We start from the raw sequence: 17,027 nt of genomic DNA, 5'->3' as shown, positions 1-17,027 counted from the left end.
TGTCGAGATCGGCCCTCCTTTCCGGGAAGGGGGAGGGACGGCCGGTGAGACGGCACCACCAATATAGCACCGGGCCGCCGGAGCGGCAATCAAAATGTAAAAAAACGGGAAATGTTTGTGTAAAATTGACAAGGGGAGATTCACCGGGTCAGTATTTTGTTTGCAAGTTCATTTGCGAAGAGGGGGGGAGAGGCCAAGGGGACTTTACACAGATATTACAGAAGGGTAAAGAGTGGTTTCAAAAGGGTTACAACCGGCCTGCCGGCCGGGGCGGGAAAGGGGGGAGCCAGCACACGGCCCGGGGGAAAAGAGGGGGAAGTCTGGAAAGTTGCGGGCTTTGGCATCTCTCCTGTGTAAGGATGGACAGCGGGGAAAAAGAGGGGGGCCGTCCTGTAAGACAGCCCCCCTCTTTTTCTTGCGGGCGACCCCTATCTCTCCCGGCTCAGAGCGCTTTCCAGGGTGCTGGAGGAGACGATGCCCTTGCTGGCGTCCAGCTTGACGGTGGTGCCGCTCTTGAGGGTCTCGGTGCAGCCTGCGGCGTCGATGAGGACGGGGATGTCCAGCGCCGAGCCGACGATGCCGGTGTAGCAGCCGTCAAATCTCTCCTCGGTGATGATGCCGGAGGCCATCTTCAGCAGGTGGAGAATTTTGGGGGAGGTCTCGGGGATGACCAGAATGTCATCCTGCTTGAACTTCTGCAGGGCCTCGTCCTCGTCCTTGCAGACGCAGAGGTTGCCCACCACCTTGCCGTCGCTGATGCCCTTGCCGGAGATCAGCACATCGCCCACGATGTGCACCTTGAGCAGGTTGGTGGTGCCCGACTGGCGCAGCGGGGTGCCGGCGGTGATGACCACCAGGTCGCCGTCGCGCACCAGGCCGGCGCCCTTGGCGGCCTCCACCGCCAGTTCAAAGAGGTCGTCCAGGTCGTCGCACTCGGGCAGCAGCAGGGGGGTGACCCCCCAGGAGAGGTTCATCTGCCGGCAGACGGTGCCGGTGACCGAGCAGCCGATCACCGGGATGGAGGAGCGGTACTTGCTGACCATCCGGGCGGTGGTGCCGGAGTTGGTGACCACGATGATGGCCCTGGCCTCCAGGTCGTAGGCAGAGGTGCAGGCCGCGTGGGAGATGGCGTCGGTGATGTTTAGTTTGTCGGAGATGGCCCGGGCGCGGAAGCGGTTGTCGTAGCGGATGTCCTCCTCTGCCCGGCAGGCGATGCGGGCCATGGTCTTGACCGCCTCCACCGGGTAGCTGCCGGCGGCGGTCTCCCCTGAGAGCATGATGGCGCTGGTGCCGTCGTAGATGGCGTTGGCCACGTCGGTGGCCTCGGCGCGGGTGGGGCGGGGGTTTTGCATCATCGAGTCGAGCATCTGGGTGGCGGTGATGACCTGTTTTCCCGCGTTGTAGCACTTTTTGATGAGCATCTTCTGGATGACCGGGATCTCCTCCAGGGGGATCTCGACCCCCATGTCGCCCCGGGCCACCATGATGCCGTCGGACACCCGCAGGATGTCGTCGATGTTGGCGACCCCCTCGGCGTTTTCGATCTTGGAGATGATTTTGATGCGCTTGCAGCGGTGTTTGTCCAGCAGTTTGCGGATTTGCAGCACGTCGTCGGCCGAGCGGACGAAGGAGGCGGCGATGAAGTCAAACCCGGCGCGGATGCCAAACTCGATGTCGTCGGCGTCCTGTTCGGACATATAGGGCATGCGCAGGCTGACGCCGGGGAGGTTGATCCCCTTGTGATCGCCCACCGGGCCGTCGTTTTGCACGGCGCAGACGATGTCGGTGGCGTCGGTGGAGAGGACCCGCAGCTCCACCTTGCCGTCGTCGATGAGGACGGTGTCCCCCGGCTTTAAATCCCCCGGCAACCCCTGGTAGGTGACCGAGACGATGGTTTCATCCCCCTCCACCTCCCGGGTGGTGAGGACGAAGTTCTGCCCCTTTTTCAGCTTGACCGCCCCGGATTTGAAGCGCTTGGTGCGCACCTCGGGGCCGCGGGTGTCCAGCATGGTGGCGATGGGCAGGTTGAGCAGTTCCCGCAGGGCCACCAGCTTCTCAAGCCGCTTGGCGTGCTCTTCGTGGCTGCCGTGGGAGAAGTTGACCCGGGCCACGTCCATGCCGGCCTTGATCATATTTTCCAATACGCCCTCCCGGTCGGTGGCCGGGCCCAGGGTGCAGATGATTTTCGTCTTTCTCAAAGTGCATCGCTCCTATCTCTCTGGTGATGGTGGCAATCTGCTTGTTATTATAGTACCCCGCAGGCAAAAAGGAAAGCGCTTTCTTTTTTTGCTTGCAGCGGCGGGGAGGCAGGAGAGGGGAAGGAAAACGATTTGACAAAAGAGCGCTTTTTGCAAGGGGGAGGGGCGGCCACTTTTTTTTCTGCGGCCGGCAGAAAAAAAGTGCCGCGCAAAGGCCGTTTACCGGGTATTTTTTGTTGACTTGTGAGACCTTCACTGCTATTATGAGGAATAACGGCCTGTGATGAGATATGGGATTTTTGGAGGGGTAAAACAAGATGTGGCTCAAACAGCTTTACAATGACAAACTGGGGAATATGACCGTCAAGCAGGTGCTGGTCAAGACAATTTTGATGTTTATCGCGGCGGCGGTCTCGGCCTTCGGGGTGGGGCTGTTCATCTGCAGCGGTTTGGGCAGCGACCCCATCTCCGTCTGGCTGGACGGGCTGGATCACACCTTCCACTTCGGCATCGGCATGGCCTCGACCATCAACAACAACGTCACCCTGGTGGTGGCCATCCTCTTTGCCTTTAAGTACATCAACGTGGGGACGGTCATCAACTCCATCTTCTTCTCGGTTGCCCTGGGCCTCTACGAGCCCTTTATGCGCAGCTTTATCGCCGCGCACGACAACCTCTGGGTGCGCAGCGCCTACATCGCCCTGGGCCTTGTCTTTATGATTTTGGGACTGGCGCTGGTGGTCTCCCTCCGCTTTGGGTTCGGCAACACCGACTCCATCCTCTTTCGCATCATGGACAAGCACCCGACCTTTCAGTACCGCTTTATGAAGATCGCCCTTGACGGCTGCTACATCATCGCCGGGTTTTTGATGGGCGGGGTGGTCAGTGTGGGCACCATCATCGCCTTTGTCCTCACCGGCCCCGGGATCAGCGCCTGTGTGCCGGTCATCGACAAGTTCATCCTCACCCCCCTGGGGGTCGGCGACCACCACAACCGCGAGATGAACAAACGGCCCAAAGAGGCCGAAGTCATTGAGGTGCCGGTGGAAGAGGCGGCGGAAATTTTGAAGAGCGAAGACTAGAAATGATCCCTCCCGGGCGGCCCGGGAGGGATTTTTTGTCGCCGCGCGGGGAGGGGCTGCCGGCGGCGCTCCCCGGCGGGGAGGATTGGACGGGCGGCCGAGAGGAGAGCCTGAGCGCGGGCCGGCGGTTGTTTGGGCCCCTCGCCGCGCGGGGGGAAGAGGCGGCCAGAGGAGAAATCACCAACAAAAAGAGAGCGATTTTGTATATTTTGTAAAAGCGTTTCCTTAAAGAGGATGAACAAACTCGAAATTCTGCTGAGAAAGGGGGCAACTTTTGCAATATGCCTTGTTTTGGCAGCTTTGCCGTGATAAAATGAAACCATCATCCAAATCTTTTGGCAAAGGAGAAATAAGCGATATGGCAAAAAGAGCATTTTTGATCGTGCTGGACAGCTTCGGCATCGGCGAGGAGCCGGATGCTGACAAGTTCGGCGATGTCGGCGCCAACACCCTTGGCTCCATCTCCAAGTCCCCCAACTTCAACACCCCCAATCTGAAAAAATTGGGGATGTTCAATATTGAGGGCGTCACCTGCGGCGAGAAGGAGGCCGCCCCGGTGGGCAGCTTTGCCCGCCTGCGCGAGCGCTCCAACGGCAAGGACACCACCATCGGCCACTGGGAGATCGCCGGCGTGACCTCCGCCGATCCCCTGCCCACCTACCCCGACGGCTTCCCCCGCGAGGTGCTGGACCCCTTTGAGGAGCAGACCGGCCGCAAGGTCGTCTGCAACAAGCCCTACTCGGGCACCCAGGTGCTGGACGACTACGGCGAGCACCACATGAAGACCGGCGATCTGATCGTCTACACCTCTGCCGACAGCGTGTTCCAGGTGGCCGCCCACGAGGACGTGGTGCCGGTGGAAGAGCTCTACCGCTACTGCGAGATCGCCCGGAACATCCTCAAGGGCAAGCACGCCGTGGGCCGGGTCATCGCCCGTCCCTTTGTCGGGGAGCCGGGGGCCTTTAAGCGCACCTCCCGCCGCCACGACTTCTCCATCAAGCCCCCCCGCAAGACCGTTCTCGACTACATTAAAGACAGCGGCAAGGAGTGCATCTCCATCGGCAAGATTTTCGACATCTTCGCCGAGCAGGGGCTGACCGAGTCCAACCGCACCGTCAGCAACGACGACGGCATGGACAAACTGATGCAGATGCAGGGCCGGGACTTTGACGGCCTCTGCTTCCTGAACCTGGTGGACTTTGACATGGCGTACGGCCACCGCCGCAACGTGGACGCCTACGCCCAGGCGGCCACCGATTTCGACGGCCAGATCGCCGCGTTCATGAAGGGGATGCGCCCGGACGACCTGCTGATCATCACCGCCGACCACGGCTGTGACCCGGCTTACACCAAGCACACCGACCACACCCGCGAGTACGTGCCCATGCTGGCCTACGGCCCCTCTGTGAAGGCGGGCGTCGACCTGGGCACCCGCTACGGCTTCTGTGACATTGCTGCCACCGTTGCCGAGCACCTGGGCGTCAAGGCCGACATCGAGGGCAACAGCTTCCTGTCCGAGATCAGCAAATAGGCAAAAACACCACCTGAGTTCTAAACTCCTCTGCGGTGTCTCACGCTGCAGAGGAGTTTTTGCAGGCGGGGGGAGGAAAAAACGTGAGTGATAAAGTCAAGGGGTACCTGCGGCGGACGCTGGTCATGCTCCCGGCGGTGCCGCTGATGGCGCTGGGGATCTCCCTTTGCGTCTTTGGCAACCTGGGCAGCGACCCCTTTACCGCCTTTCAGCAGGGGATCGGCAACTTGAGCGGTCTCAAGGTGGGGGACGTGTCGATGATCTGCAACGTCTCCATCGTCGTGGCCTTTATCTTCATCGACCGCAAGATGGTCAATGTGGGTTCTGTGATCTTTGCCTTCTGCACCGGGCCCTGCATCAATTTCTTCAACGGGGTCATCCGCTCGATCGCGGGGGCTGAGTTTGCCGCCGGTTGGGTGGCCTATCTCTACCCGGTGATCGGCAACCTGCTCATCACCCTGGCCCTGGCCTACTACCTGCCCATCGACCTGGGCATTCAGGCGCTGGATATGCTCTCCCTCACCGTGGGGGAGCGGATGCTCAAAAAGACCTACGGTGTCGGCCTCTACATCGTCTACGCCATCATGTTTGCCCTGGCGCTTTTGATGAAGGCCCCCTGGGGCTTTGGCACCCTGGTGAGCATCCTCCTGGTGGGCAAGGGAGTCGACATTCTCAAGCCGCGGCTGACCCCCATGGTCTACAAGTTGGCGGGGATGGGCCCCACAGAGGTTTGCGCGGTGGAGGAAGAGGCGCAGTGACCCTTTTTGGTTGATCTGTCACCCCAGGTGGGGCGGCGGGAACGGCTTTGTTCCCGCCGCCCCCTTTTTGCGCCCGCTCCCCGGATGACAGGGGCGGGAAAAAGGGGTATAATGGCCAGAGAAAAAAAGCGTGTGGAGGGGTTGAGATGGGGATTCGGCTGATCGTCACCGATTTGGACGGCACCCTGTTGGGGGACGACCACAAGGGGGTATCCCAACAGGACAGGGAGGCCTTGGCCCTGGCCCGGGACAGGGGGGCGGTGGTGGCCATCGCCAGCGGGCGCACCTGGCAGGCCCTGGCCGACGCGGCGGAGCAGATCGCCGTGGCCCAGTACGCCATCCTCTCCAACGGGGCCGCCCTGCGGCGGGCGGACACCGGCGAGGTGGAGCCGGTGCGGGAGATCCTGCCCGGCTGTTGGGAGCCGGTGGCCCGGCTGCTCTGGCGGCGGGGCGGGGTGTTTGAACTCTACGCCGGGGGCCGCAGCTACATTGAGGAGGGGGACTTTTTGCGGCTGGGGGAGTGCGGCCTCTCGCCCGGCTTTTTGGCAAACCTGCGCGCCTACAACACCCCCTCCCAGGGGGTGTGGCAGCAGTTAAGGGGGCGGCCGATCGAGAAGATCAACGGCCTCTACCTGCCGGAGGGGGCCTGGGAGGAGATAGAGGCGGCCGTCGCCCAGAGCGCGGGGCTGGTGCGCACCTCCTCCATTCCCGGCAGTTTGGAGCTCAATGCCGCCGGCTGCAACAAGGGAGTGGCCCTGGAGGCCCTCTGCGCTGAGTTGGGGATCGCCCCGGAGGAGACCATGGCCTTTGGCGACGCCGACAACGACCTGGAGATGCTCCGCTTTGCCCACTGGTCCTTTGCCATGGAAAACGGCTCTGCCGAGGCCAAAGAGGCGGCCCGGTACCGCACAGGTTCCAACGCCGAGAGCGGCGTTTCCCAGGCGATTTTGCGGCATCTGGACCAAGTTGGCGGCCGCTAGGGGGAGAGATTTTTTCAGGCCAAACACCCTCTTGCCCTGCCCGGGGGACCTGGACGAGGAGGGGGAAGATGCGGTTGCCGCAGCGGCGGACGGAACGGTTTTCCCCGGGCGGCGGGCACTGACCGAGAGGGGGTGGGGTTGGAGCGCCCGACACCGGCGGCCTTGCCCGTTTGCGGGAGATTGCCGGTGCCGGCAGGATGGAGGTGCCGGAGGGGGAGGCTGCCCGCCCCCGTCGCGAGAAGAAAATGGAGAGACAGGCGGTTCCCCCGGGAGCCGCCTGTTCTTTTTCGCCCTTGACAGGGGGAGAAAAGGGGAGTACAATAAATTTACTAAATTACTAATTTAGTAAATTAGTAAAAATAAACGAGCGGGAGGCGACGAGATGAAAATCCCGACCAATCTCAAACACAAACCGGTCATTGTGACCGAGAACTACGAAAACATTGACGGCCGCCGCGCCTACGAGACCGACGCGAAGGGCCTCTCCCTGGGGTTGGCCCAGTGGAACGACCGGGGCCGGGTGGACATCTCGGCCAAGGTCTGGCGCTACACCGGGGAAAAGTGGTCCCGCCAGTCGGAGGAGCTGCCCCTGCACCGGGTGCTGGACCTGGCCATCCTGGTCTGCCGCTCCCAGCAGTATTTCCGCGACGCCTACCGCTACCCCAAACTCTACGACGAGCGGGACCCGTCGATGGACCAGGTGGGGCTGCAGGGGGACGCCATGCGGATCTCGGTCTGCACCGACAACGGCTGCATCGACGAGGATATCCGCCTCTTTCAGGACGCCCTCGCCAAGGACGACGAGATGTTGGGCGAGCGGTTTGCCGTTCTCGCCCGCATCCTCAAGGAGATGGGGTACTGATGGACAAGGAGCGCAGAAGGGAGCTGGTTCGCGGCTACAAGGAGCGGCCGCTGCGGGGGCTGGTCTACGCCATCGAAAACCAAAAGAGGGGGCGGCGGCTGATCCTCGCCGAGACCGATCCCCAGGGGGCCCGCAACCGCTTTGCCTTCTTTCGGATGACGGGGGATTGCCCCCGCAGCGAGTTGGCGGCCGACTGGCGCGCCGACGGCCCCCAGGCCTTTGCCCTGGTGGAGCTGGAGGAGATCGAAAAGAAGCCCGAACAGGAGCCGGCGGCCTTTCGGGAGGACCTGAAGGCCCTGGGCGAACTCTGGCGGGAGCGGGAGGGGCCCGAGACCCTCTACTGAAAACCCGCCCTTCAAAAATGCCCGCCCCGCCCCAACCACTTTTTCGGTTGGGGCGGGGCGGGCATTTGGCTTGGTTTAGCCGTAGAGGCGCAGCTTGTCGATGAGTTTTTGGTAGACCGGGTGCATCTCCCTCTCGCTGGAGTAGGCGAGCATCTGGTCGATGGGCACCCACTGCACCCCGCTGTTTTCGTCGGGCTTGACGGCCAGGGGCTGGCTCTCGTCGGCCTCCAACAGGTAGGTGAAGTTGAGGTGCTGGTGGCTGCTGACGTAGCGGCCCCGCTTGACATGGCCCCAGACCGGCAGGATGTCCAGGGTGTAGATGCCGGGGTAGAGGGGGCGGGTCTGGGCGCCGGTCTCCTCCTGCGCCTCGCGGATGGCCACGGCCAGCAGGTCGTCGTCCCCGTCGGCGTGTCCGCCGGTCCAGGCCCAGGAGTCGTAGAGGTTGTGGTAGCAAAGCAGGGTCTTGGTCCGCTCCCGGTTGACGATGAAGGAGGAGGCGGTGAAGTGGGCGAACTCGTTGTCGCGGGTCAGCAGGTTGTCAAAGCAGCGCAGGTAGGAGAGGATGGCCGCCCGGTCCTTCTCCTCCTGCGGGCAGGTGGGGGTGTAGCAGTCGAGCTGTTCGGTGAATTTCAAAGCAATTCCTCCAGTAAATCGGTGTAGGCCCGCAGGGCGCCGGGCAGGGAGTAGGTCCGGCGCACCTCCTCCAGGGTGGCAAAGCGGCAGCCGTCGGGCGGGGGGAAGGGGGGACAGAAGAGGGCGAGCCCCTCCATCCGCCACTCCACGTGGGTGAAGATGTGCTTGGCCGGGCCCAGCCGGCGGACCCGGCCGGCGGGAATCCCCCAGCTGGCCAGGGCCTGGGTCCGCTGGGGGGCGGTGGGGCGCCCCTCCAGCAGCAAAAACTCCCACAGGCCGGCCAGAAGGCCGCTGTCCGGCCGCTTGTGGAGGAGGACGCCCTGGGGGGTGATGACCAGCACCACCGTCTTTTTTTCGACCCGGCGGGCCTTTTTGGCCGCCTTGTTGGGCAGGCGGTGACGGGTCTGCCGGGCCAGGGCCTGGCAGCGGTCGCCCAGGGGGCAGGAGGCGCAGAGGGGCAGGGCGTTGGGGAGGCAGACGGTGGCGCCCAGGTCCATGACCGCCTGGTTGAAATCGCCCGGGCGCTCGCTGGGGACGGCCTGCGCCGCCAGGTCGAAGAGGGCCCTTTTCACCGCCGGGGCGGCGATGTCCCCCTCGGCGCTGAGGAGGCGGGAGAAGACCCGGTGGACGTTCCCGTCCACCGCGGGGACGGGGAGACCAAAGGCGATGGAGGCGATGGCCCCCGCCGTGTAGGGGCCGATCCCCGGCAGTTTCAACAGCGACTGGTAGTCGCCCGGCAGCTGGCCGCCGTGCTGTTGCACGCAGACCTTTGCGCAGGCCTGCAGGTTGCGCGCCCGGCTGTAATAGCCCAGCCCCTCCCACAGCTTGAGGAGCAGTTCGGGGTCGGCCGCGGCCAAAGAGGGGATGTCGGGCAGCGCCTCGAGGAAGCGGTGAAAATAGGGGAGGACCGCCGCCACCCGTGTCTGCTGCAGCATGATCTCCGAAATCCAGACCCGGTAGGGGGTGGGGTCCAGCCGCCAGGGCAGGGGCCGCCGGTTTTGGTCGTACCAGTGGAGCAGGGGGGCGGCTGCGCCCTGCAGCAGGGCAAGACAATCGCCGTCGGGCAGGGGGGAGAGAAGGGGGTGCAAATCCATGGGGGCGGTCTCCTTTCTGGGGCGGGGCCCCGGGTTGGCTCCTGTCCGGGAGGAGGCACCGGCACCCTCTGCGCCGGCCGGGCATAGCATGAGGGTGTCAATACAGGGGCGAACTTGCCCGACAGGAGGAATTGCTGTGAGCATGATTTTAAAGACCACTCTGGGCCCGGTGGAGCCCGATCCCCAGAACCCGTGCCAGCACGCATCGGTCTGCGGCTGCGTGCCCGCGCCGGTGGCGGTGCAGAAACTCCACGTCACCGTTGACGTGGAGGGGCTTTGCGGCCGCGACTACTTTGTCTTTTTGCAGGTGCGCGACCCGGAGCGGGAGCACGAGTACATTGTCAGCCAGACCTACTACAACCCGGTCCCGCCGGCTGCCTGCGGCTGCACCACCACCATTCCACTGGACATTCTGGTACCGCTGGTGGACTGCCAGCAGGCGTCGGAGTCGGTGGTGGACGTGGTCGTTCAGTACGCGGGCTGGGGATTTTAAAGGGGGATACCTCCCTCTCTGAAAAAGGGGGGCGCTTATCTGCCACCGGGAACAGGGCGGCAGGGGCGCCCCCCTTTTTGCCTGCGCGGCTACGAGATGGAAAAGCGCAGGATGCGAATCACGTTTTTGGGGTGCACCTCAAAGAGGGTCTCCGCCCTGACGAATCCCCGCTCGCCGCAGTCGGAGAGGAGGATCTGCCGCCCCTGTGCCCCCTCGGCGTAGCCGCTGACAGTCACCCAGTGCCAGTTGTCCTCCTTGAGTTCGGGGGCGCGGTGGTGGAGGATGAGCAGCGCCAGCGGATCGCCCTGGCCGACGCTCTCTTTGACAAAGGAGAAGCCGTCGTCAGGCGAGGCCATCTTGCCGCAGCCGACGGGCTGGGCCTGCAGCCCCCGCTCCCGGCAGTAGAGGGCGAAGTCCCGCGCAAAGCGGCCGGCAAAGGGGTAGCCGTGGATGCCGGGGGTCATGTAGCGGTACATCTCCTCCATGCAGTCGAGGTAGGTGGGGTAGGAGAAGTCCCCCGGGCGGCCGGGATAGAGGGGGGCCAGATAGCTGCTGCGGGCGGCGTAGTAGGCGGCCAGGTTGGCGCCGGTGACGCTGCCGCAGCCGGCGCGCCGCTGCCACTCCCGCGAAAACCACTCCTGGTTGCCGCCGTAGCCAATGATCTCGCCGTCCTTTGCGACGGCGGGGAAATCCAGTTCCACCAGCGCCAAAAAAGCACCTCCCCTGGGCGGCAGGAGCGCCGCCTGTCCTTTGGGTCACCGCGCAACAAAGGGCGTAGAGGGCAGATGCGTTGCCCCTTTTTTGCCGGTTCACAAACCGCCCCTATTTTAGCACAGGGCGGGATGAGAGTGCAAGCAGAAGGATGGGGGCGGCTGCCAAAAAGCAGCCGCCCCCCTTTTGACATGTCTTTTACAGCCGGTTTGCCGGCTTACGGTTCCTGGCGCTCCAGGGTGCTGCCGCCGGCGTCCTCGTGGTAGTGCAGGCAGTAGAGGGGGTTGCTGGTGTCCTCCATGTAGTAGATGATGTCCATGGAGCCGAGGGTGCCGTCTCGGTTGTAGAGAGCCATGATCCAGAAGTTTTGCAGGCTCACATCGTCCCCCAGATAGGACTTGAGATGGCTGACAAAGTAGTCTTGCAGCGCACCGGGGGCGGAAACCACCGTGTCAGTACCGTGGAGACAGTCCACCCGGCGGTCATTCTCCTCCTCGGTATCCAGCTTTCCGTCCGCATAGGCCTCCACTGCGGTGGCGGTGACGGCCTGGCGCACCTGGGCCATCTTGCTCTCGGCCTCTGCCCAGCGGGCCTTGTCGATCCACTTGACCATGGAGGGGATCAACAGGGCCGCCAAGATGGCCAGGATGACCAATACCACGATCACTTCGACCAGGGTAAACCCCCGGCGGCTTACGGTTTTTCTCTCTGCCGTGATTCGTTTCATGCCCATCGCCTCCCAACCGCCTTCAGTATAACACAGGCCGCCAAAAAAAAGAAGATATTGGCGTACCGCGCTGTCCGCCGTTCGGCTAGATGGGGGTAAAGAGCCCTCTTGCCCTCGCCGGCTTGGAGGGGCAAAGGGCGGGATTTACGGCCGGTGCGGCGCAGGGGCAAGAGCTGACGCGTACCCGCCCTTTCCGCCGGTTTTCCCATGGGACGGGGGGCACAACGGGAGAGCAGGGGAGGTGTTTTCCCTCACAGGTGCAGGGCGATCAGCCGGCCGAGCCCCCAGAGAAGCAGCAGGTGCAGGGGGTAAAACCAGTAAAAAAACCACTTGGGGCCCCGCCCCTTTTCGCCGCTGTATAGGGAGATGGGGAGGAGGGAGAGGAGGGCCGGAAGCTCTGACGGGCCCAGGGAGAGGAGGGCGGCGGAGCCCATGGCCGCCCGCGCCGCCGGCTGCCGCCGGGTCAGGTGGAAGAGGGCCGCCAGCAACACCCCTGTGGCCCCGTAGTCGGCGCAGAGGCCGGACGCCGCCAGACAGCAGAGGCCCACCCCCAGCACCTGGAGCAGCGCCCGCCCCTCCAGCCAGACCAGCAGCTGCAGGGACAAAACCCCCAGAAAGAGGGTAAAATAGACGTTTTGGCCGCCCGGCGCAAAGGGGGCCAGGGCGAAGGCCAGGTCAAAGGGGATCTCCGACAAGAGGGCAAAAATCAAAAGTTGCAGGGCGTAGCGCCGCCGGTCGCGGGTGTGGCAAAACCCCTCTGCCAGCAAAAAGCAGAAGAGGGGGAAGGCCAGCCGCCCGACGGCGCGCAGCGCCATATTCGCCAGGAGCAGGGGTTCGTACCAGCCGGGGAGGCCTGCGCCCCCGCCCTCGTAGAGGCCGTAGAGGGGGAGGAGGAAGACCGGCTCCAGGATGGCGGCCCCGACGTGGTCGGCGAACATGGTGCAGACGGCGATCCACTTGAGGCCAAAGCCGGAGAGGGCGGCGGGGCGGGGCGTTTGCATCTGTTCTCCCTCCTTTTTACAACTTGACGGACGAAAGTGCCGCCCCCTGCCGGGGGACGGCACTTTCGCGCGGTTTTTAGGCGGCGAGGAAGCCGAAGGCCCCCAGCAGCCCGGCGCTGGCCAGGCCCATGATGACGCCGGCCATCAGCACCCCACCCATGACGGCGAGGACGCTGGATTTGAAGTCGAAGTCCAGCAGGCTGGCGGCCAGGGTGCCGGTCCAGGCGCCGGTGCCGGGCAGGGGGATGCCCACAAAGAGGAGCAGGGCCACAAAGAGGCCGCGGCCGGCCTTGGCCTGCAGCTTTTGGCCGCCCCGCTCCCCCTTGCGCAAAAACCAGGAGAAGAGTTTGCCGATCACCGGCTTGGTGGAGCCCCACTCCAACACCTTGCGGGCGAAGAGGTAGATGAAGGGCACCGGCAACATGTTGCCGATGATGCAGACGATGTAAGAGGGGAGGAGGGGCAGCCCCATCAACTGGGAGTAGGGGATGGCCCCCCGCAGTTCCACCACCGGAACCATGGAGATCAAAAAGATGAGCAGATACTTCTTCAGCATTGAGAGAAATCCTCCTAAAATTTGTCAGTGCTGGGCCGCTGCCGGCCGGGGGGGACTGCCGGCACTCCGCGCCGGCGGTTCCCTCACCGCTCCAACAGGCAGATGCACTCGACTGTATGTTGCCCGTCCCGAGAATTTTCCTCGCGGACGTACTCCGTGGTCTCGAGGCGCTCGAAGGTCTCGATGCCCAGCTGTTCCTGCATCTCCTCGGTCATGCCGCGATAGAACGACACGGGGCACTTGAACGTCACGCGCTTCACTATGAAGTCGCCTTTCTTGACGTTCGCGTCCGGCTTAATCTCTATGCTGTCGATGATGCTGCACAGGATTTCCTTCTGCTTCTGCGGGTCGTACCCGTCGAAGTTCTCCTGGAACTCGTCGAGCATCTCGTACACGGTCTTGGTCGTGAATCGGTTCTCCTGCGCGCTCTCCAGCATTGCCTCGGCGTTGTACAGCTCGTCGTCCATCTCTCCGCACTCGTCGTACAGCCTGTCGAGTCGCTCCTGCATGTCCTCGTACTTGCGCTCGTAGTTCTTGTCGCCCGCATCCAGCGCGTCCAGCTTGCGCGACAGCATGCGCCGCGCCGCCTCGTTGTTCGCTATGGCCTTGCGGATGCGCTCGACGTCGGCCTCCAGCTTCTCGATGTCGGTGGAGTCGTCCAGCTCCTCGCGCAGCCTCTCGTAGAAGACCTCGGAGTGCGCCGCGCGCTTCACCAGCTCGATGACCTCCTTGTCGATGTACGACTGGCTGTACTGCCTCGTGAACGTGCAGTCGGGCCCGAAGTGCTTCTTGCTGTACTTGCACGTGTACGCATAGGTGGACTTGCCGAGCGTTCCGTCCTTCTTGACGTACTTCGACGGCGTCACGTTGGACACCATCGCGCGCCCGCAGACGGGACAGCGCAGCATGCCCGTGAGAAGGTGCACGTGGGCGTCGGGGTTGGGCTCCGGGAACGGTCTGGAGTCTCTGGCGAGTCGCTCCTTCGTCGCCTCCCACGTCGCCATGTCGATGATGGCCGCGTGCTCTCCCTCGTAGATGTCGAAATTCTTCTGCGCCACCGGCTTGTACTCGTTGCGCGTGCCCTTGACGAGCTCCATGCGACGACGCCCGAAGGCTATGAGGCCGGCGTACACCGGGTTGCGAAGCATGTTCTTGATGGTGCCCGGCGCGAAGAACTCGTACTTGCCGTTCCCTCGCACCTTCTTGCGGTAGCCCTTGGCGTTCAGCTCGCGTGCGATGACGTGGCTTCCCTTGGTGGTCTTGGTGTACATCTTGAAGATGAGGCGGACCACCTCGGCCTCGGCCTCGTCAATCTCCAGGTGGCCGTCGCCTTTCTCGTCCTTGACGAGCTTGTATCCGAAGGGGGCCTGCCCTCCGTTCCATTTGCCCTCGCGGGCCTTCTGCTCGCGTCCCGCAGACGTCTGCACGATGATGTTCTCGCGTTCCATCTCCGCGAACGCCGCCAGGAAGGCAATCATCATCTTGCCCATCTGCGCCTCGGAGTTGATGCCGTCCTTCACGCATATGAGGTTCGTGCCGTAGTCCTGCATGAGTTGCAGGGAGTTGAGCGAGTCGGCGGCGTTTCGTCCGAAACGGCTCAGCTTGAACACGAGGATGTAATCGACGCAGGTGCCGGATTTTATCGCCTCCAGCATCTCCTGGAAGTGAGGGCGACCCGTGATGCTCTTGCCGGAGTATCCGTCGTCGATGTACGTGCCGAGCACGTGCATGTCGTTGAGCTTCGCATAGCGCTCCAGCTCGTAGAGCTGCGCGTCGATTGACTCGCCTTGCTCTGCCTGCATCTTCGTGGACACGCGCACGTATATGAAGCAGGTCTTCCTTTTATTTGCCATTCACCACGCTGCCTCCTTGCGCCTTTTTCGCAGCTTCTTTCGCTTCGTACTCTGCCTCGAGGTCGCGCTCGACAATCTCGAACCCTGCCGCGATTGCCTTCTGTTCGAGCACAATCAAGTTCTCCTCGACCACGTCGTCGGTTTCGCAATCGTCTACCAGCTCATAGTACGCGTCGAGCTCTGACGCCTCGAAGTCCATGTCGTCGACGTTTTGTCCGAACGCCGCCTCCAGCTGTTCACGTACAGGGCGGGGATTCAAGCAGATGGTATCTGCGTCTTTGAACTTCTTCTCGATGTCGTCGTCGACATAGGCAACGGGCACGCCCTCAGCCCTCATGTCGTCGTCGATGTTCAAAATGTGGTCGGCGGTAAGCCCGCCATCGAAATCAAGCACCGGCTTGTATGCGATTCTCTTTTTGTTCTCAGTCATGTTTTGTTCCTCCTTCAATCAATAACGCCGTCAATCCGCAGCGGCGTGTTTGTCTGTTTACTCGATAGCCATAGCACGAGGCGCGGCCATGGCCTTCAGCTCCTCGTTCTGGCGGTTTAGCAGCTCGATGTACGCGTTCAGACGCTTGTTCTCCTGCTCCGTCTCGTAGCACTTGCAGATGGACGCGATGACGAACGGCATGGGTGTACGGCTGCCATACTCCCAATTCTGCAACGTGCGCGGCGGTATATCGAAATATTCGCAGAACTCCCGTCGCGTCATGCCATACGCGTTGCGCAGGGCGACGATGGCCTCGGCGGGGCTCAGCTCTTTGATGTTGTCAAGCATAATCACACCTCCAAATCTGTATCATTGATATGTACTATTATACACCCAATGGGTCATCTTGTAAATAAGAACATGAGGAAAGCGCCAGCAGTATGCCACTCGTTGGGGTTCTGATATACATAGGGCTGTGATTTCAGCCCTTGAAATATGAGCATTTTTGTAGTATATTGAAGGATACGAGAAACGGTATAATCGCGAGACGTGAGCAAGCCAGCACGACCCCTGGTCGTCAAGTGATATACCGATAATAGGAGGTACAACCAAATGAAAGGAAGAATGAAACGCGTCATGGCAGTCGCCATGTCGCTCGCCATGGTCGCAGCGCTAACAGCGTGCGGCGGTGGCGCGGATAAAGAGCAAGAGCCAGAGCTCGAGACCGCACATATCGACATCAAGGCCGACAAGGGCTGGACGAAGGACTCCACGCCCGCAATCGTGCACATCAAGAGCGCCGATGGCGACGATAGGAAGGACGCCGACAAGGTCGACTTCTACCACGCCGTGGCACCGTCCGAGGACAACATCGGCTCCTACGAGGTGGAACTCGAGGTCGGCTCCTACGAGGTGAAGGTCATCAGCCCCGTGAACAGCGACGGCTCCGCATACGAGCTGTTCGAGACCGAGGACGCCAAGACCCTCGAAGTGAAGGACATCGACGAGAAGGGCGGGAACTCCATCGACATGGAGATGAAGCTCATCCCTGCCGACAAGGTGACCGACGAGATGCTCACGGCAATCGTGAAGGACACGAAGGACGCCATCGCCAAGGGCGACGAGTCACTGAAGGGCGATAACGGCAAGGCCGTGCTCGAGGTACTCGACAAGAACATCGAGGCCAACCCGAACGCCGAGGGCGCGAAGGACGAGTCCGACAAGGCCAAGGACGACGCGAAGGTCGACGAGGCCCCAGTCGAGACGCCGGCAGACAAGCCCGCAGACAAGCCTTCCGCTGACAAGCCAGCCAACAACGGCAACGGCAACGGAGGCAACGCTTCTGGCAACGGTGGTGACGGCGGTTCTTCGAACCACGGCGGAAACAGCTCTGCGAGCAAGCCTTCCGCTCCGTCCCACACGCACTCCTGGAAGGACCACACCGCCACAAAGCAGGTGTGGGTGAGCAACATCGTGCCCGTCTACGAAAACCAACAGGTTCAAGTCGGAACCAAGAAGGTATCCGAAGGTTTCTTCTGGCATTGTAATTGCGGTGCTGTCATTCCGAAAGGCCAAGATGCAGACCACGCATTCAATCACATTGCCAACAATGAACCTGACAACGGCTATGTGAAAGAGCACTTCCACGAAGAGCCCGTCTACGAAACCAAGAGGGTGCAAGTGGGAACCCGCGACGACGGCCACTACGAGACCCAGACATATGTCGACTACAAATACTGCGACTGCGGTGCGACGAAGTAGCATCCCGCAATCG

Annotated in this window: 18 protein-coding genes; 8 read left to right on the top strand and 10 right to left on the bottom strand. The window is 62.4% G+C overall.

Annotation, left to right across the window (positions count from 1 at the left end; genetic code table 11):
- Window positions 1–428 precede the first annotated feature (428 nt).
- Window positions 429–2,198, bottom strand: a complete 1,770-nt coding sequence (pyk, locus tag HJY11_RS10380; RefSeq protein ID WP_208075890.1) for a pyruvate kinase — start codon at window positions 2,196–2,198, stop codon at window positions 429–431.
- Between the two features lie 317 nt (window positions 2,199–2,515).
- Between pyk and HJY11_RS10375 the strand changes: the two genes are divergently transcribed.
- The 6 genes from HJY11_RS10375 to HJY11_RS10350 all read left to right on the top strand — a co-directional run bounded on the left by HJY11_RS10375 (window position 2,516) and on the right by HJY11_RS10350 (window position 7,755).
- Window positions 2,516–3,280 carry a YczE/YyaS/YitT family protein gene (locus tag HJY11_RS10375; protein WP_208075889.1) on the top strand — a complete coding sequence of 255 codons (765 nt, stop codon included), beginning with the start codon at window positions 2,516–2,518 and terminating at the stop codon, window positions 3,278–3,280.
- Window positions 3,281–3,638: 358 nt separating this feature from the next.
- Complete coding sequence (locus HJY11_RS10370; RefSeq protein WP_208075888.1) at window positions 3,639–4,811, top strand: phosphopentomutase; 1,173 nt, start codon at window positions 3,639–3,641, stop codon at window positions 4,809–4,811.
- An 83-nt stretch (window positions 4,812–4,894) separates the two neighbouring features.
- The gene (locus tag HJY11_RS10365; protein WP_208075887.1) at window positions 4,895–5,569 is read left to right on the top strand and encodes a YczE/YyaS/YitT family protein; all 675 of its coding nucleotides are present in this window, start codon (window positions 4,895–4,897) and stop codon (window positions 5,567–5,569) included.
- 146 nt (window positions 5,570–5,715) lie between these two features.
- Entirely contained in the window at window positions 5,716–6,549 is an 834-nt protein-coding gene (locus tag HJY11_RS10360; RefSeq protein ID WP_208075886.1) for an HAD family hydrolase, read from the top strand.
- Window positions 6,550–6,931: 382 nt separating this feature from the next.
- On the top strand, window positions 6,932–7,411 hold the full coding sequence (locus tag HJY11_RS10355; protein WP_208075885.1) for a DUF6530 family protein: 480 nt from the start codon (window positions 6,932–6,934) through the stop codon (window positions 7,409–7,411).
- Window positions 7,411–7,755, top strand: coding sequence for a GIY-YIG nuclease family protein (locus HJY11_RS10350; RefSeq protein WP_208075884.1), 345 nt, complete (start codon window positions 7,411–7,413; stop codon window positions 7,753–7,755). The genes HJY11_RS10355 and HJY11_RS10350 overlap by 1 nt, the downstream gene beginning before the upstream one ends.
- A 75-nt stretch (window positions 7,756–7,830) precedes the next feature.
- Here HJY11_RS10350 and HJY11_RS10345 read toward each other — a convergent pair whose 3' ends face one another.
- Window positions 7,831–8,388 (bottom strand): NUDIX hydrolase, encoded by a 558-nt coding sequence (locus HJY11_RS10345; protein WP_208075883.1) that lies wholly within the window; start codon window positions 8,386–8,388, stop codon window positions 7,831–7,833.
- Window positions 8,385–9,482 (bottom strand): A/G-specific adenine glycosylase, encoded by a 1,098-nt coding sequence (gene mutY, locus HJY11_RS10340; protein ID WP_208075882.1) that lies wholly within the window; start codon window positions 9,480–9,482, stop codon window positions 8,385–8,387. The genes HJY11_RS10345 and mutY overlap by 4 nt, the downstream gene beginning before the upstream one ends.
- A gap of 136 nt (window positions 9,483–9,618) precedes the next feature.
- Here mutY and HJY11_RS10335 point away from each other — a divergent pair, with 136 nt between their 5' ends.
- The gene (locus HJY11_RS10335) at window positions 9,619–9,975 is read left to right on the top strand and encodes a hypothetical protein (protein WP_208075881.1); all 357 of its coding nucleotides are present in this window, start codon (window positions 9,619–9,621) and stop codon (window positions 9,973–9,975) included.
- 89 nt (window positions 9,976–10,064) lie between these two features.
- On the opposite strand, the gene HJY11_RS10330 is transcribed toward HJY11_RS10335, so the two are convergent.
- The 7 genes from HJY11_RS10330 to HJY11_RS10300 all read right to left on the bottom strand — a co-directional run bounded on the left by HJY11_RS10330 (window position 10,065) and on the right by HJY11_RS10300 (window position 15,601).
- Window positions 10,065–10,676, bottom strand: a complete 612-nt coding sequence (locus HJY11_RS10330) for a hypothetical protein (protein WP_368041576.1) — start codon at window positions 10,674–10,676, stop codon at window positions 10,065–10,067.
- 227 nt (window positions 10,677–10,903) lie between these two features.
- Complete coding sequence (locus tag HJY11_RS10325) at window positions 10,904–11,413, bottom strand: prepilin-type N-terminal cleavage/methylation domain-containing protein (protein WP_208075879.1); 510 nt, start codon at window positions 11,411–11,413, stop codon at window positions 10,904–10,906.
- Between the two features lie 251 nt (window positions 11,414–11,664).
- Window positions 11,665–12,414 (bottom strand): TraX family protein, encoded by a 750-nt coding sequence (locus HJY11_RS10320; protein WP_208075878.1) that lies wholly within the window; start codon window positions 12,412–12,414, stop codon window positions 11,665–11,667.
- Between the two features lie 76 nt (window positions 12,415–12,490).
- Complete coding sequence (locus HJY11_RS10315; protein ID WP_208075877.1) at window positions 12,491–12,970, bottom strand: COG2426 family protein; 480 nt, start codon at window positions 12,968–12,970, stop codon at window positions 12,491–12,493.
- Between the two features lie 83 nt (window positions 12,971–13,053).
- A complete protein-coding gene (locus tag HJY11_RS10310; protein WP_208075876.1) occupies window positions 13,054–14,823 on the bottom strand; it encodes a recombinase family protein in 1,770 nt (589 codons plus the stop codon).
- Window positions 14,813–15,253, bottom strand: a complete 441-nt coding sequence (locus HJY11_RS10305; protein ID WP_208075875.1) for a hypothetical protein — start codon at window positions 15,251–15,253, stop codon at window positions 14,813–14,815. Before HJY11_RS10305 ends, HJY11_RS10310 begins: the two co-directional genes overlap by 11 nt.
- Window positions 15,254–15,310: 57 nt before the next feature.
- Entirely contained in the window at window positions 15,311–15,601 is a 291-nt protein-coding gene (locus tag HJY11_RS10300) for a helix-turn-helix domain-containing protein (protein WP_243764424.1), read from the bottom strand.
- Between the two features lie 264 nt (window positions 15,602–15,865).
- Here HJY11_RS10300 and HJY11_RS10295 point away from each other — a divergent pair, with 264 nt between their 5' ends.
- On the top strand, window positions 15,866–17,014 hold the full coding sequence (locus tag HJY11_RS10295; protein ID WP_208075874.1) for a hypothetical protein: 1,149 nt from the start codon (window positions 15,866–15,868) through the stop codon (window positions 17,012–17,014).
- The last annotated feature ends 13 nt before the right edge of the window (window positions 17,015–17,027 follow it).

It is taken from the genome of Bittarella massiliensis (ex Durand et al. 2017) (genome assembly GCF_017566145.1).
Classification (GTDB): domain Bacteria; phylum Bacillota; class Clostridia; order Oscillospirales; family Ruminococcaceae; genus Bittarella; species Bittarella massiliensis_A.
The sequence above is the reverse complement of the archived record's forward strand: the minus strand, read 5'-3'. Positions and strand labels throughout refer to the sequence as shown.